Annotated in this window: 11 protein-coding genes; 8 read left to right on the top strand and 3 right to left on the bottom strand. The window is 73.1% G+C overall.

Annotated elements, in window-relative coordinates; translation table 11 throughout:
* Nucleotides 1-3 precede the first annotated feature (3 nt).
* From ACFV9Q_RS16240 to ACFV9Q_RS16220, 5 genes are all read left to right on the top strand, one after another.
* The gene (locus tag ACFV9Q_RS16240; protein ID WP_377235256.1) at nucleotides 4-144 is read left to right on the top strand and encodes a hypothetical protein; all 141 of its coding nucleotides are present in this window, start codon (nucleotides 4-6) and stop codon (nucleotides 142-144) included.
* 95 nt (nucleotides 145-239) lie between these two features.
* Nucleotides 240-1,208, top strand: a complete 969-nt coding sequence (gene dapA, locus ACFV9Q_RS16235; protein ID WP_377231380.1) for a 4-hydroxy-tetrahydrodipicolinate synthase — start codon at nucleotides 240-242, stop codon at nucleotides 1,206-1,208.
* 33 nt (nucleotides 1,209-1,241) lie between these two features.
* Complete coding sequence (locus tag ACFV9Q_RS16230) at nucleotides 1,242-2,927, top strand: ribonuclease J (protein WP_377231379.1); 1,686 nt, start codon at nucleotides 1,242-1,244, stop codon at nucleotides 2,925-2,927.
* Between the two features lie 249 nt (nucleotides 2,928-3,176).
* Nucleotides 3,177-3,917, top strand: a complete 741-nt coding sequence (locus ACFV9Q_RS16225) for a DUF4328 domain-containing protein (RefSeq protein ID WP_377235255.1) — start codon at nucleotides 3,177-3,179, stop codon at nucleotides 3,915-3,917.
* A gap of 94 nt (nucleotides 3,918-4,011) precedes the next feature.
* Nucleotides 4,012-4,668, top strand: coding sequence for a DUF998 domain-containing protein (locus ACFV9Q_RS16220; RefSeq protein ID WP_377235254.1), 657 nt, complete (start codon nucleotides 4,012-4,014; stop codon nucleotides 4,666-4,668).
* 33 nt (nucleotides 4,669-4,701) lie between these two features.
* Here ACFV9Q_RS16220 and ACFV9Q_RS16215 read toward each other — a convergent pair whose 3' ends face one another.
* Together ACFV9Q_RS16215 and ACFV9Q_RS16210 are read right to left on the bottom strand one after the other, a co-directional pair.
* Nucleotides 4,702-7,053: a hypothetical protein gene (locus ACFV9Q_RS16215; RefSeq protein ID WP_377235253.1), complete on the bottom strand. Its 2,352-nt coding sequence runs from the start codon at nucleotides 7,051-7,053 to the stop codon at nucleotides 4,702-4,704.
* A complete protein-coding gene (locus ACFV9Q_RS16210) occupies nucleotides 7,050-8,909 on the bottom strand; it encodes an HSP90 family protein (RefSeq protein WP_377235252.1) in 1,860 nt (619 codons plus the stop codon). The genes ACFV9Q_RS16215 and ACFV9Q_RS16210 overlap by 4 nt, the downstream gene beginning before the upstream one ends.
* A 66-nt stretch (nucleotides 8,910-8,975) precedes the next feature.
* Between ACFV9Q_RS16210 and add the strand changes: the two genes are divergently transcribed.
* Nucleotides 8,976-9,989, top strand: a complete 1,014-nt coding sequence (gene add, locus ACFV9Q_RS16205; RefSeq protein ID WP_377235251.1) for an adenosine deaminase — start codon at nucleotides 8,976-8,978, stop codon at nucleotides 9,987-9,989.
* A gap of 36 nt (nucleotides 9,990-10,025) precedes the next feature.
* Here the strand turns inward: add and ACFV9Q_RS16200 are convergent, their stop codons facing one another.
* Nucleotides 10,026-10,613 (bottom strand): TetR/AcrR family transcriptional regulator, encoded by a 588-nt coding sequence (locus tag ACFV9Q_RS16200; RefSeq protein WP_377235250.1) that lies wholly within the window; start codon nucleotides 10,611-10,613, stop codon nucleotides 10,026-10,028.
* Between the two features lie 88 nt (nucleotides 10,614-10,701).
* Here ACFV9Q_RS16200 and ACFV9Q_RS16195 point away from each other — a divergent pair, with 88 nt between their 5' ends.
* Both ACFV9Q_RS16195 and ACFV9Q_RS16190 read left to right on the top strand, forming a co-directional pair.
* A complete protein-coding gene (locus tag ACFV9Q_RS16195; RefSeq protein WP_377231171.1) occupies nucleotides 10,702-11,112 on the top strand; it encodes a hypothetical protein in 411 nt (136 codons plus the stop codon).
* A gap of 92 nt (nucleotides 11,113-11,204) precedes the next feature.
* Entirely contained in the window at nucleotides 11,205-14,024 is a 2,820-nt protein-coding gene (locus tag ACFV9Q_RS16190; RefSeq protein ID WP_377235249.1) for a DNA translocase FtsK, read from the top strand.
* Nucleotides 14,025-14,046: the final 22 nt, after the last annotated feature.

Below are 14,046 nucleotides of genomic sequence, written 5' to 3'. Positions count from 1 at the left end.
TCCATGTCGGCGCAAGCGCCGTCAGGTGCCGCCTACGCGGCGGGGTTGGCGGACGTCGCGCGCACCTGCGACCTGCTGCGCCTCGTCAACGACGACGTCGCCGGCGCCGCCGCGCGGCTGGAGCTGCTCGTCCAACCGGTGTGAGCGCGGTGCGTGAGCCCTTGTGCCCGTCGGGAGAACGCCCGGCGGGTCGGCGGCCACAAGCCCGGTGACGGGGCGGAGAACGGTACGGTAGGGCCATGGTTCTTCCCACTGATCCCGCGCGCCCGTTCGGCGCGGTCCTGACTGCCATGGTCACCCCGATGACGCCCGACGGCGCCGTGGACCTGAAGGCAGCGGTCAAGCTGGCGAAGAAGCTCGTGGACGACGGCAACGACGGCATCGTCCTGTCCGGCACCACCGGTGAGTCGCCGGTCACGCACACCCCGGAGAAGGAAGAGCTCGTCGCCGCCGTCGTGGAGGCCGTGGGCGACCGCGCCGCCGTCGTGGCGGGCGCCGGCTCGAACGACACGGTGCACGCGATCCGCATGGCCGAGCAGGCCGCGGAGTCCGGCGCGGACGGCCTCCTCGTCGTCTCGCCGTACTACTCCCGGCCCAGCCAGGAGGGCCTGTACCAGCACTTCGTCGCCGTCGCCGACGCGACCGACCTGCCCGTGATGCTGTACGACGTGCCCGGCCGCACCGTGGTGCGCATCGCGCCCGAGACCTACCGGCGCCTGGCCCGGCACCCCCGGATCGTCGCGAACAAGGACGCCACCGGCGACGTCTACTCCGCCAGCAAGCTCATCGGTGAGACCGGTCTGGCGTGGTACTCCGGCGACGACGGCCTGCTGCTGCCGTTCCTGAGCGTCGGTGGTGCGGGTATCGTGTCCGTGTCGGCCCACGTGGTCGGCGCTCACTTCGCGGAGACGGTCCGCCGGTTCGACGCCGGCGACATCGCCGGGGCGATCGAGGTCTTCCGTACCACGACCGGTGTGATCGACGCGCTGAACGGCGCGGGCGCCCAGGCCGTGATGGCCAAGGCCGCCGTCGAGATCCTCGGCGTCACGGACAACCGCTTCCTGCGTCTGCCGAACGTCGCCGCGTCGGACGACGAGGTCGCCGCACTGCGCGCGGTGCTGGCCGAGGCCGGCCTGCTGCGCGTCGACGACACCGCACACCAGCCCGAGGTGAACGAGCTCGCTCAGGCGAGCTCCGCCGGGCACTGAAACTTTCTGTTGGAACGAGGCCTTGGAGGCCACGTGAGTCATCCTCACCCCGAACTGTCCCTGCCCCCAGCACTGCCCGAAGGCGGTCTGCGCGTGGTCGCCCTCGGCGGCCTGGGCGAGGTGGGACGCAACATGGCGGTCCTGGAGCATGCCGGCAAGCTGCTCGTCATCGACTGCGGCGTGTTGTTCCCCGAGGACAACCAGCCCGGCGTCGACCTGATCCTGCCGGACTTCGACTACATCAAGGACCGTCTCGACGACATCGAGGCGATCGTGCTGACGCACGGCCACGAGGACCACATCGGTGCCGTGCCGTACCTGCTGCGCCTGCGCAAGGACATCCCCCTGGTGGGCTCGCGCCTGACGCTCGCGTTCATCGAGGCGAAGCTCAAGGAGCACCGCATCAAGCCCTACACCCTCGAGGTGAAGGAAGGGCAGCGCGAGAAGCTCGGCATCTTCGACTGCGAGTTCGTCGCGGTCAACCACTCCATCCCGGACGCGCTCGCCGTGGCGGTCACCACCGCCGCCGGCACCGTGCTGCACACCGGTGACTTCAAGATGGACCAGCTGCCGCTCGACGGCCGCATCACGGACCTGCGCGCCTTCGCCCGTCTCGGCGAGAAGGGCGTGGACCTCTTCATGGTGGACTCCACCAACGCCGAGGTGCCCGGCTTCGTGACGCCCGAGGCCGAGATCGGCCCCGTGCTCGACAACGTGTTCGCGCACGCCGACAAGCGGATCATCGTCGCGTCGTTCTCCTCCCACGTGCACCGCGTGCAGCAGGTGCTGCGCGCCGCGCACGCCCACGGCCGCCGCGTCGCCCTGGTGGGGCGCTCCATGGTGCGCAACATGGGCATCGCCGCCGACCTCGGCTACCTCGACGTGCCGCCGGGCGTGCTGATCGACCTGAAGAAGGCCGACTCGGTGCCCGACGACCAGATCGTCTACATGTCCACCGGCTCGCAGGGCGAGCCGATGGCGGCGCTCTCGCGCATGGCCAACGGCGACCACAAGGTCCAGGTCGAGTACGGCGACACCGTGATCCTCGCCTCGTCGCTGATCCCGGGCAACGAGAACGCCGTCTTCCGCATCATCAACGGGCTCACCCGCCTCGGCGCGCGCGTCGTGCACGGCGGCAACGCCAAGGTGCACGTCTCCGGGCACGCCTCGGCCGGCGAGCTCATGTACTGCTACAACATCCTCAAGCCCAAGAACGTCATGCCGGTGCACGGCGAGGTGCGCCACCTCGTGGCCAACGGGGCGCTCGCGGTCCGGACCGGCGTACCGGCCGACCGCGTGGTGCTCGCCGAGGACGGCGTGGTCGTGGACCTCGTGGACGGCAAGGCCTCCGTGGTCGGCGCCGTGCCCTGCGGGTACGTGTACGTCGACGGCTCGTCCGTCGGGGAGATCACCGAGGCCGAGCTCAAGGACCGCGTGATCCTGGGCGAGGAGGGTTTCGTCTCAGTCTTCGCCGTGATCGACACGGCGACGGGTAAGGTGCTGGCACCGCCGCAGGTGCTGGCGCGAGGTATGGCCGAGGATGCCTCGGTGTTCGACAAGGTGATGCCGGAGGTCACCGCGGCGCTGGAGAACGCGATCGCGGGCGGGGCCACGGACACGCACCAGCTGCAGCAGATCATGCGCCGGACCATCGGTCGCTACGTAGCCACCCGGCTGCGGCGCAAGCCGATGATCGTGCCGGTGGTCGTCGAGGCGTGATCGGCACGGCCGGGGCCCGACCACTACGGTCGCGGCCTCGGACCGGCAGGTAAGCACTACCCCTCGGGCGGGGTAACGCTGAGGTAGCACTGCTACCTCAGCGTTACCCCGCCCGTTGTGTTGTCGTCCCCTCGGCCGGGCCGGATGTCGCGATCTGCGAAGATCACCCGCTTATTGGCTCAACGTCCTGGTTTCCCGGGGCTAGCGTTCGGGTGTTTCACACCGCACGCACCCCGAAGGGCACCACCCGTGACGCAGCCGTTCGACCCGTACGCCCCGCACGAGGGTTCGACGCCGCCCGTCAAGGCCGGCGCTCCGCAATACCCGTACGGGTCACCGCTGTACACGGTGCCTCCGGTCACGGTGCACGCGGGGCTCGGTGCTGCCGCCATCGCTCTTGCCGTGGCCTGGACCGTCGTCCAGGTGATCCAGACCGCGCTCGCGCCCCAGGCGGCGGAGGCCTATGCGGTCGCGGCGGACCTCGGGCTGAGGCCCTACGAGTCGGCGTTCACCGCCTACGACCTGGTCGGCATGTTCATCACTCCGACCATCCTGGCTACGTATGTCGTCTCATGCCTGTGGCTGTACAAGAGCAGGGTGTCCGCAGCAGGCGCGACGCCGACTCTCGTCCACGAACGATCGAAGGTCTGGGCCTGGCTCGGCTGGTGCGTACCTCTCGTCAACCTGTGGTTCCCGTACCAGGTGGTCCGTGACGTGCGGAGAGCGACGTCACCGCGGGTGGTCACGGGGATCGGCTGGTGGTGGGCCGCGTGGCTGGTCGGCTACTTCGTCGGTGAGGCGGCGGACAAGCTGTCGAGTCGCACGTCGGCAAGCATGACCGGCACGGCGGCGAACCTCGTGGTGCCGCTGGAGGTCGTATCGAGCATCGGGATGGTTGTCGCGCTGGTCCTCTGGATCCGGATCGTCCGCGAGATCACCGGCTGGCAGCGCGAGCGCGTCGCGGCGCAGGGCGGCGTGAACCCCTACTGATCGCCTGGCGTCAGGGCGCTCAGTTTTCGGGCGCCGACCGTCTAACCAGGTAGGACGCCGGCAGCCCGCCGGCGCGACGGCCCCGGAGGATGGCATGGCACAGGAGACGGAGTTCGACACGGCGGCCGCGGTGACGCGGTCGATGCTCGGCTGGGGCGTGGTGGCGGGGCCGTTCTACCTGGTGGTCGGGCTGACCCTGGCGCTGACCCGGGACGGCTTCGACTTCTCGCGGCACCCGCTGAGCGTGCTCATGCTGGGCGAGCTCGGCTGGATGCAGGTCACGAACCTGGCCCTGAGCGGTCTGATGGTGCTCGTCGCGGGCGTCGGCATGGCGCGGGCCCACGCCCGCGGCACAGGGATCGCCGTGGGGATCTACGGCGTCGCGATGATCGCGAGCGCGGTCTTCCCGCCCGACCCGATGCCAGGGCTCCCGCCCGGCCAGGACGGCGCCACGACGCCGGGCACCTCCGGCATCCTGCACCTCGCGTTCGGCGGCGTCGGGTTCGTCTCGCTCGGGGTGGCAGCACTGCTGCTCGGCGCCTGGTTCGCCCGGCGCGGCGAGGGCCGGGCCGCCGTGTGGTCCCGGGTGGCGGGCGTCGTGGTCCTCGTGGGCTTCGTGGGTGGCGTCGCACTGGGTACAGCGGGCGTGGCCGGGTTGTGGCTGGCCGTGGTGGTCGGGTTCGCCTGGCTCCTGCTGGCCTCGGTGCGGCTGTACAAGACCGTGCCGCACCCGGTCGTGGCGCGCCGCTGACCGGGTATGCCGGCCGGACGCGCCACGAGTCGGTCAGCTGGTGACCTGGTCGCGGATCCAGCCCGCGTGGCCGCCGAAGCCGCGCAGCTCCTCGTCGCCCTCGATCCGCGCCTCCACGGCCGCGACCAGCTCCAGGCCGCTCGCGGTGCTGCCCGACTCGACCGCGAGCTCCGCGGCGAGGAGGGCGCCGCGGCACCAGCGGGCGACGTCGTCGGACTCCCGCAGGAGGGACTCGGCGCGGCTCGCCAGCGCGTACGCCTCCTCCAGGGCGCCGGCGTAGAGCCCGCCGAAGCGGCCGGTCTCCACGTCCTCGTCGGCGATCACCCGGGCGTGCTGTTCGAGCGTCTCGGGCAGCTGGAGCCGCAGCTCGGCGAGCTCGTCGGGGTCGGTCGAGTCGGCGAGCGCGGCCTCGCACACCCGGGTCGCGCCGGTCATGATCCGGCCCGCCTCGGCGACGTCGCGGCCGCGGACGGCCCACGCCCAGGCGCGGGTGGTGCGCACCTGACGGAGCGCGTCGCCGGTCTCGACCCAGAGGTCCGCCGCCCGCTCGTACGCCAGCTCCGCCGACAGGTTCTCCCCGGCCCGCTCCAGGGCCTCGGCGGCGAGGGTGGCGAGCATCGCGTGGTCGTCCTGCTCCGGCCAGTGCTGTGCCACCTGCGCGGCGGCGAGCCAGTGCTTGGCGGCCTCAGCGGGTTCGTGGCGGTCGGCGGCGCAGTCGCCGAGCCACCAGCGGACCTGCACGAGGGTGCCCTCGCCGTGCACCTCGGGGGAGGGGTCCAGGTCGGTCAGGGCCTGTTCCAGCACCGGTGCCGCCTCGTCGAACCGGCGGCCCGCCATCAGGTGGGCGCCGAGCCGGGTCCTGGCCACGACCGCGACGTTCCGGTCGGAGAGGTCGGCCCAGGCCACGGCCTCGTAGGCGTGGTGCACGGCGCCGGGCAGGTCCTCCTCGGCGGCCAGCACCTCGGAGAGCTGCAGGTGGGCGCCCGCGCGCCAGCCGGGCGCCGGGGCCTCGCCGGCCTGGTCGATCGCCTCCGACATGCCCGCCCGCATACCCGTCAGGTCCTCGTTCTCCCGGGCCTTCTCGTACCGGTCGAGCGCCGCGCGGACGGCAGCGGGCATCTCGTCGCCGCCGTCAGCACCCTCGGCATCCGCCACGTCGCCGGCCTCCGCCGTCGCGACGCCGGCGGTGCCCGCGGGCGTGCCGACCAGGCCCTGCGCCACGGCGGACGTCGGCGTCCCGCCGGCCGGGGACACTCCGGCCCCGGCCGTCGGCAGCACCGCGCGCAGACCCAGCGGCAGCCGGTCCAGCAGCGGCCGGGCGTCCAGCCCGGCCTGCACCCGCTCGCTCACGGCCGTCGTGCCGTTGCGTGCGTCGAACCGGCCCGCCAGCGTGAGCGCCTCCGTCCGGGCGTGCCCGGCCAGCTCGGCGGCGGTCCACGCGCGGCCGGCAGGGCCGGTGACCCGCAGGTCGCCGCGGCCGAGGGCGACCAGGCGGTCCATGAGCAGCGCGGTCACGGCGTAGAAGCCCATGCGGGGCTCGGGCTCGCCGTCGGCCTGGAAGTAGCCGGGGGTGTCGGCGAGGAGCTCGAGCGCGCGTGCCTCGTTGCCGGTCAGCGCGCAGAACTCGATGTGCTTGGCCACGGAGTGCATCAGGCTCTCCGAGCCCTTGACCATGGGGTAGCCGCGCAGGTGGTTCGTCCGGGCCTCGTCGAGGCGGCCGAGCCGGACCAGGGGCAGCAGCGACCGCGCGAGCGCCCGGTGCGGCTCCTCGGCGCAGGTCAGCCGGCCGTCGAGGACCGGCTCCCAGTGCCGGACCGCCTTGGCGTCGTCACCCTGGTCGGAGTAGAACTCGCCCTGCCGGGCGGTCTCGCAGGCGTGGCAGTCCGCCATCTCGTCGCGCTCGGCGGCGAGCCAGCCGTCGAACGCCCGCCCCGCCCGCTCGGTGTCGCCCACATGGTCGGCGATGTAGAACTCCGACATCCGCACGGCCCGGTCGGTGTGGCCGGCCAGCCGGTAGCGCCGCTCCATCTCCGTCTGCCAGTTCTCGATGGCGGCGAGCGGCACCCGGGGCAGGTCGAGCATGCCCGTCGTCACCCACTTGAAGTCCCAGAACAACGCGCGGGTGGCGGCGTGGTCGAACACGCTCGGGTCCTGGTCCCACAGCCGCAGGGCGCGGGCGAACGGGACCAGCACCTTGTGCCGGTCCGCGCTGAACTCGTAGGCGCTGATCAGGTGGAAGACCGCCTTGATCTCGGCCTCGGGCCCGAGGAGCTCGGCCTGGGCGAGGATGTTCTCCGCCGCCGCGGCCTGCGAGGTGCCGTGGGGACGCTGGTTGTTCTCCCAGATCGCCTCCTGGAGCATCGCGAGGTCGGTGATCTCGGTCATCGGTCGGTCTCCTGGGTGTCGGGCCGGTCGCCCGGCCGGTCGTGGCGGGCGGGTGGCACGACGGGCGCGGCCCACTCCAGCAGCTCGCCGAACGCGCGGTTCACGAGCGCCTGGTCCACCGGGCGCAGGGGGCGACGGGCCTGGAGCAGCGACTGCCCGTACAGGGCCTCGACGGCCACGCCGGCCAGGTCGGGCTCGGCCAGACCCGCGATGCGGCGCACCAGCGGGTTGAGGTGGTTCAGCACGAGCCGGGCGCGGGGCGCCTCGTCCCGCAGGGAGCCGAGAATGCCGGCCCACAGGTCGTCGGCCTGGCTCTCGGCCTCGGCGCGTGCACGTTCGTGCCGGGCGGACCGGTCGTCGAGGTGGATCGCGGCCAGGGACGCCGGGTGGAACGCCCGCACGGCGACGTCGCAGTCCAGCGGGTCGAGGCGCGCCCGCGCGGTGGCGAGGAACGGGGCCAGCGCGAGCTCGGCCGCCGGGTCCACGTGGTCGAGGTGCGCGGTGACGACCGAGGCGTCGAGCTCCTCGACGCTGATCTCGGGCCGGACCAGCGGGAGCGCCTCGACCAGCGCGGCGTCGTAGGTGTACCCGCCGTTGACCACGGCCATGCCCTGCGCCGCGGCGATGGCCGAGACCTGCCGGAACTCGTCGACGGTGCGCGTGAAGTGCACGGTCCGGTGCCGGCGGGCGAGGTCGTCGAGCGTCAGCTCGCCCTCCGACGTCTCGAACGGCAGCCAGGGGAGCATGGTGCGCAGCACGTCGTCGTCGTGCAGGGCGAGCGCCTTGACCCCCAGGTGGTGCACGGCCAGGAAGCGCCGCAGGCGCTCCGGCGAGGTGGTCGCGAGCTGCGCGAGCCAGCCGCGGACCCGGTCGCCCAGCGCGTCGCGGACGGCGGCCAGCGTCTCGTCCTCGTAGAGCTGCTCACGGCTGGCCGTCGGGCGCAGGGTGTCGGTGTCGAGCACGCACCGCACGAAGAACGCCCAGTCGGGCAGCAGGGTCTCGGCGCGGTCGGTGAGCAGCATGCCCTTGAGGTGCACGCGGTGCCCGCCGCGCTGCGCGGGGCTGACGACGCCCGGCAGCACGTAGGCGACCCCGCGGATGCCGACCAGCGGCAGGTCGAGCTCGACCGAGTCGAGCGGCGCGAACCCGAACGTGTCCTGGCAGTAGGCGGACAGCGCGGCGGCGCGCGCCGTCGGGCTGGGGTGCTCGGCCTCCCACGGCGGCCGCTGCCCGGTGATCGGCTCGTCGCCCACGCGGACGTCGTACGGCAGGAGCGCGCCGAAGTCGGCGGCGAGGTCGGCCACCCGGTCGGCCTCGAACCACTGCTCGCTGCCGCGGCGGGCCGCGAGATGGACGGTCGTGCCGGGTTCCGGGTGCTCGGCGACGTCGAGGGTGCGGACCGTGTACGAGCCGTCGCCGCGGGCCACCCACTCGACCGGCAGGGCGTCGGGGGTCCGCGCCGAGCGGCTGACCACCCGGATGGTCTCCGCCACGACGAAGCAGGCCAGCAGTCCGATGCCGAACTGGCCGAGGAACTCCTTGCGGGCCTCCTGGAGGCCGTCACGCTTGGAGCTGCGCCCGATCGTGGCCAGGAGCTGGTGCACCTCCGGCTCGGTCAGGCCGATCCCGGAGTCGGTGACCCGCAGGTCGGTGCCCGTCGCCCGGATGCGCACCGTGCCGGGAGCGCCGGGGTCGAGGGCGCGCCGCGCGGTGATCGCGTCGACGCCGTTCTGGAGCAGCTCGCGCACGTAGACGCGGGGGCTGGCGTACAGGTGCTGGGACAACAGGTCCACCAACCCACGAAGGTCGACCTGGAACGTGTGCGGTGAATCCGTCGGGGTCTCTTGCGTCGTCATGGTGGGCGCGATGCTAGTAGCGCCCTCTGACACTCCCCACGAAAGTCCGCCACGTAACCTGCCGTCATGACCACGAGCGCACCGTCGTCCCGTCCGCCGCGGGCAGAGCTGCACGTGCACGTCGAGGGCACCCTGGAGCCGGAGCTGGCCTTCGAGTTGGCGGCCCGCAACGGCGTCGTCCTGCCCCACCCGGACCCGGAGAGCCTGCGCGCCGCCTACGACTTCGCCGACCTGGGCTCGTTCCTCCAGCTCTACACCGCGAACATGGCCGTGCTGCGCACCGCGGCCGACTTCGCCGACCTCACCCGCGCCTACCTGACCCGCGCGGCCCGCGCGGGCGTGCGGCACGCGGAGCTCAGCTTCGACCCGCAGGCGCACCTCGCGCGCGGCGTCCCGCTGGACGACGTCGTCGGCGGCATCGCCGGCGTGCTGGAGACCAGCGCCGCGGACCACGGCATGTCGACCCTGCTCATCGCCTCGTTCCACCGCGACCGGCCCGTCGCCGACTCGCTCGACGTCCTCGACCGCCTCCTCGCGATGCGCGCGCCGATCGTCGGCATCGGGCTGGACAACGCCGAGATCGGCTACCCGCCCGCCCTGTTCACCGACCTCTACGCGCGTGCGCAGGCGGCCGGGCTGCGCCGCACCGCCCACGCGGGGGAGGAGGGCCCGTCCGCGAACGTCCGCGACGCCCTCGACCTGCTGCACGCCGAGCGCATCGACCACGGCATCGCCGTGGTCCAGGACCCCGCCCTCGTCGCCCGCGTCGCCGCCGACCAGGTCCCGTTCACCGTCTGCCCGGTGTCCAACGTGCGCCTGCGCGCCGTCCCCTCCCTGGCCGAGCACCCGCTGCCCGCCATGATCGACGCGGGCATGCTCGTGAGCATCAACTCCGACGACCCGCCCTACTTCGGCGCCTACGTGGACGACGTCGACGACGCCGTCACCGCCGCCTTCGGCCTGACCCGCGACCAGCGGGCGGCGCTCGCGGCGGCGTCCTTCCGGGGGTCGTTCCTGCCCGGCGACCGGGTCGCGGCACACCTGGCCGACGTCGAGGCCTGGCGCGTGGCGGGGGACTGAGCGCCCGGCCGCAGAGCGCCCGGCCGCTTCGAGCGCTCAGCCCCGCAGCAGCGCGGACCCGACCGTCCCGGCGGCCGCGTCGAACGCGGCCGCCCGCGCCGTCTCGTCGCCCGGCAGCAGCCCGGCGAGCTCCAGCGACACCAGCCCGTGCACCAGACCCCACAGCCCCAGGGCGGCGGTCCCCACGTGCTCGGGTGGCGCGTCGCGCAGCACCCGGGCGACGGCGTCGCGCAGCACGCGGAACGTCGCGCTGTCGACGGCGGCCGCCGGCTCGTGGTCCGCCGGCGCCACCCCGCGGTAGAACATGACGCGGTAGAAGTGCGGGTCCGCCAGGGCGAACCTCCGGTAGACGCGGCCGAGGTCGCGCAGGTCCGCCGCCGGGTCGTCGCCCTGCCGGACGGCGGCGAGGTGCTCCGCGAACCGCCGGAAACCTTCCTCCGCGACCGCCCCGACCAACGCCTCGCGTGAGCCGAGCAGCGCGTAGACCGCCGACGCGCTGGTCCCGGCCTGGGCGGCGACCTTGCGCACGGTGACCGCTCCCTCGCCGTCGGACGAGACCACCTGGGACGTGACCTCCAGGAGCCGGGTGCGCAGGGCGTCGTCGTGCAGTCGGGGTCGGGCCATGCCGTGAGTCTAGAAGCCTTGACGGGGGTTTGCGAACGATGTTTGATAACACTGTTACAGAACAACGGACCGCTCCCTGGAGGACGTCGTGCTCGAGCTCTCCGACCCCGCCCGCATCACCGCGGGCATCGTGCTGCTGACCGTCGTCGGGATCGAGTCCGGCGGCTTCTTCCTGCTCAAGGTCTTCGGCGGCCGGATGCCCACCACCGACCTGCAGAAGAGCTTCTTCCGCGCCGGTCACGCGCACGCGGGCGTGCTGGTGATCCTCGGCCTGCTCTGCCTGCTGCTCACCGAGGCGACCGACCTGACCGGCTTCGCCCGCTGGCTCGCCGCCACCGGCGTGCTGTGCGCCGCGATCCTCCTGCCCGCGGGGTTCTTCCTCTCCGCGATCGGGCAGGGGCGCACCCGCCCCAACCGCGCCGTCGTGCTGCTGCCGGTGGGCGCGGTGGCCCTCGGCGCGGGCGTCGTGATGCTCGCGATCGGCCTGCTCCTGGCCTGAGCGGGTCGGGCAAACCGGACGACGGCCCGGTCCGGGACACACCGCGAGGGTTCCTGGGCCGGGCCGTCGCCGCCGGTTACGGTGGCGACATCATGGCGACCCGCACGTCGGCCCGGCGAGGTTCCGGGAAGAGCTCCGGGCAGGGCGCGAAGAGCGCCAAGCCCCGGGCCGCAGCGTCGAAGCGATCGACACAGCGCCGGGGGGCTACCCGCCCGGCGGCCAAGGCTGCGCCCGCACCGTCCCGCCCGCCGTGGCCGGTCCGGGCGGTCCGGGGCCTCTGGATGGGCATGGCGCACGCGGTCGGTGGTGCCACCCGCGCCGCCGGGCCGAGGACCGCGCCTGACGGTTCGGGCACCGGGACGGGCGCGGGCGCGCAGAACGCGGAAGGGCAGGGAGGGCAGGAACTGGAACCGGACCACCGGCGCGACGGCGTCGGCTTCGCACTTCTCGCCGTGGCGGTCATCGTCGCGGCGCGTGAGTGGTGGGGGATCGACGGCCCCTTCGGCGACGGCGTGCACGCGGTGGTCGCGGGCACGCTCGGCGTCGCGGGCGTGGCCCTCCCCGTGCTGCTCATGTGGCTCGCCTTCCGTGTCATGCGCCATCCGGAGCGCACCCAGCAGAACGGCCGGGTGGCGATCGGGCTCAGCTTCCTGGTGGTCGCCACGTGCTCGCTGGTGCACATCGGCGCCGGCCTGCCCTCGCCCGTGGACGGCTTCACCCCGGTGCAGGACGCCGGCGGCGTGATCGGCTTCCTCTTCGCCACGCCGGTGGTCACGGGGCTCACGCAGTGGTTCGCCATCCCGCTCTACGTGCTGGCCGGGTTCTTCGGCATCCTCATCGTCACGGCCACGCCGGTGCACCGGATCCCCGCCCGCCTGCGCGGCCTCTACGACCGGCTCACGGGCAACCACCGCGAGGCGGACGAGGTCGGCGAGGACGGGCTCGCCCTGGCGGACGGCGTCTCCGCCCACGACGGCACGCCGGAGCCCAGGCGCCGCAAGCGGCGCACCAAGCAGGAGATCGCCGCCGAGAAGGAGCGCCTCGCCGGGTTCACCGGCGACGAGGCCTTCGAGAAGGCCGCCGAGGTCGAGCAGCGCGCCGGCAAGACGGGGAAGGCCACGACCCAGCGCATCCCCACCAGCCAGTCCGCCGGCAAGGTCACCGGCGCCCCCGCCATCGGCCCCGGCGTGCTCGGGCCGGACGGCGAGCCCACGTCGTCGGCGAAGAAGGACGGGCCCAGGCCGCCCCAGGCGGGCGAGCCCATGCCGCGGGGCGTGCAGCCCATGCTGGAGGGCGACACGGTCTACCTGCTGCCGGACGAGGACGTCCTCGTGCAGGGTCCGCCGCACAAGGCGCGGTCGGCCGCGAACGACCGCGTGGTCGAGTCGCTGACCGGCGTGTTCGAGCAGTTCGGCGTCGACGCGAAGGTCACCGGCTTCAGCCGGGGCCCCACCGTCACGCGGTACGAGGTCGAGGTGGGCGCCAAGACCAAGGTCGAGCGCATCACGTCGCTGTCCAACAACATCGCGTACGCGGTGGCGAGCGCGGACGTGCGCATCCTGTCGCCCATCCCGGGCAAGTCCGCGATCGGCATCGAGATCCCGAACTCCGACCGCGAGACCGTCGTGCTGGGCGACGTGCTGCGCTCCGGCGCCGCGCGGCGCACCGAGCACCCGATGGTCATGGGCGTGGGCAAGGACGTCGAGGGCGGCTACGTCGTGGCGAACCTCGCCAAGATGCCGCACATCCTGGTGGCGGGCGCCACCGGCGCCGGCAAGTCGAGCTTCATCAACTCGATGATCACCTCGATCCTCATGCGATCGACGCCCGAGCAGGTGCGCCTCATCCTCGTGGACCCCAAGCGCGTCGAGCTCACGATCTACGAGGGCATCCCGCACCTGATCACCCCGATCATCACCAGCCCCAAGAAGGCCGCCGAGGCCCTCGACTGGGTGGTGCGCGAGATGGACGCCCGGTACGACGACCTGGCGACCTTCGGCTACAAGCACGTGGACGACTTCAACGTCGCCGTCCGCGCCGGCAAGGTCAAGCCCCTGCCGGGCTCGGAGCGCAAGATCGCGCCGTACCCGTACCTGCTCGTGGTGGTCGACGAGCTCGCGGACCTCATGATGGTCGCCCCGCGCGACGTCGAGGCCTCGATCCAGCGCATCACGCAGCTCGCCCGCGCCGCGGGCATCCACCTCGTGCTGGCCACGCAGCGCCCGTCCGTCGACGTCGTGACCGGCCTGATCAAGGCGAACGTGCCCTCGCGGCTCGCCTTCGCGACGTCGTCGCTCGCCGACTCGCGCGTGGTCCTGGACCAGCCCGGCGCCGAGAAGCTCATCGGCCAGGGCGACGCCCTGTTCCTGCCCATGGGCGCGGCCAAGCCGATGCGCGTCCAGGGCGCCTGGGTCACCGAGTCCGAGGTGCACCAGGTGGTCGAGCACGTCAAGAGCCAGCTCAAGCCCGTCTACCGCGAGGACGTCGCGGCGCCCGCCGCGGCCAAGAAGCAGGTCGACGAGGACATCGGCGACGACCTCGACCTGCTGCTGCAGGCCACCGAGCTCGTGGTCACCACCCAGTTCGGGTCGACGTCCATGCTGCAGCGCAAGCTCCGCGTGGGCTTCGCCAAGGCGGGCCGTCTCATGGACCTGCTGGAGTCGCGGGAGATCGTCGGGCCCTCGGAGGGGTCCAAGGCGCGCGACGTGCTCGTGGCCGCCGACGACCTGCCCTCCGCGCTCGCGCTGATCCGCGGCGAGCAGCCGGCCCAGGTCTTCGACCAGGCGTCGCCCGACGCCGAGCCGGACGACGGCGGGTCCTACGGCTCGGCCGACCAGTACGCCGACGGCACGGACGGGCACATGCCGCCGGTCGCCCGCGACTACCACGACGACGCCGAAGCGGTGCGCTGACGTGTCAGGCGCTCAGGTCCCG

Source organism: Promicromonospora sp. NPDC059942, from assembly GCF_042731755.1.
GTDB lineage: Bacteria > Actinomycetota > Actinomycetes > Actinomycetales > Cellulomonadaceae > Promicromonospora.
This window is presented reverse-complemented; position numbering and strand designations above follow the sequence as displayed.

What these genes read in the sequence shown, in the direction of transcription:
- ACFV9Q_RS16220 (WP_377235254.1), top strand. Translation starts at nt 4,012, where the DNA reads ATGGCACAGGAGACGGAGTTCGACACGGCGGCCGCGGTGACGCGGTCG.
- ACFV9Q_RS16200 (WP_377235250.1), bottom strand. Translation starts at nt 10,613, where the DNA reads ATGGCCCGACCCCGACTGCACGACGACGCCCTGCGCACCCGGCTCCTG.
- ACFV9Q_RS16210 (WP_377235252.1), bottom strand. Translation starts at nt 8,909, where the DNA reads ATGACGACGCAAGAGACCCCGACGGATTCACCGCACACGTTCCAGGTC.
- dapA (WP_377231380.1), top strand. Translation starts at nt 240, where the DNA reads ATGGTTCTTCCCACTGATCCCGCGCGCCCGTTCGGCGCGGTCCTGACT.
- ACFV9Q_RS16240 (WP_377235256.1), top strand. Translation starts at nt 4, where the DNA reads ATGTCGGCGCAAGCGCCGTCAGGTGCCGCCTACGCGGCGGGGTTGGCG.
- ACFV9Q_RS16215 (WP_377235253.1), bottom strand. Translation starts at nt 7,053, where the DNA reads ATGACCGAGATCACCGACCTCGCGATGCTCCAGGAGGCGATCTGGGAG.
- ACFV9Q_RS16190 (WP_377235249.1), top strand. Translation starts at nt 11,205, where the DNA reads ATGGCGACCCGCACGTCGGCCCGGCGAGGTTCCGGGAAGAGCTCCGGG.
- add (WP_377235251.1), top strand. Translation starts at nt 8,976, where the DNA reads ATGACCACGAGCGCACCGTCGTCCCGTCCGCCGCGGGCAGAGCTGCAC.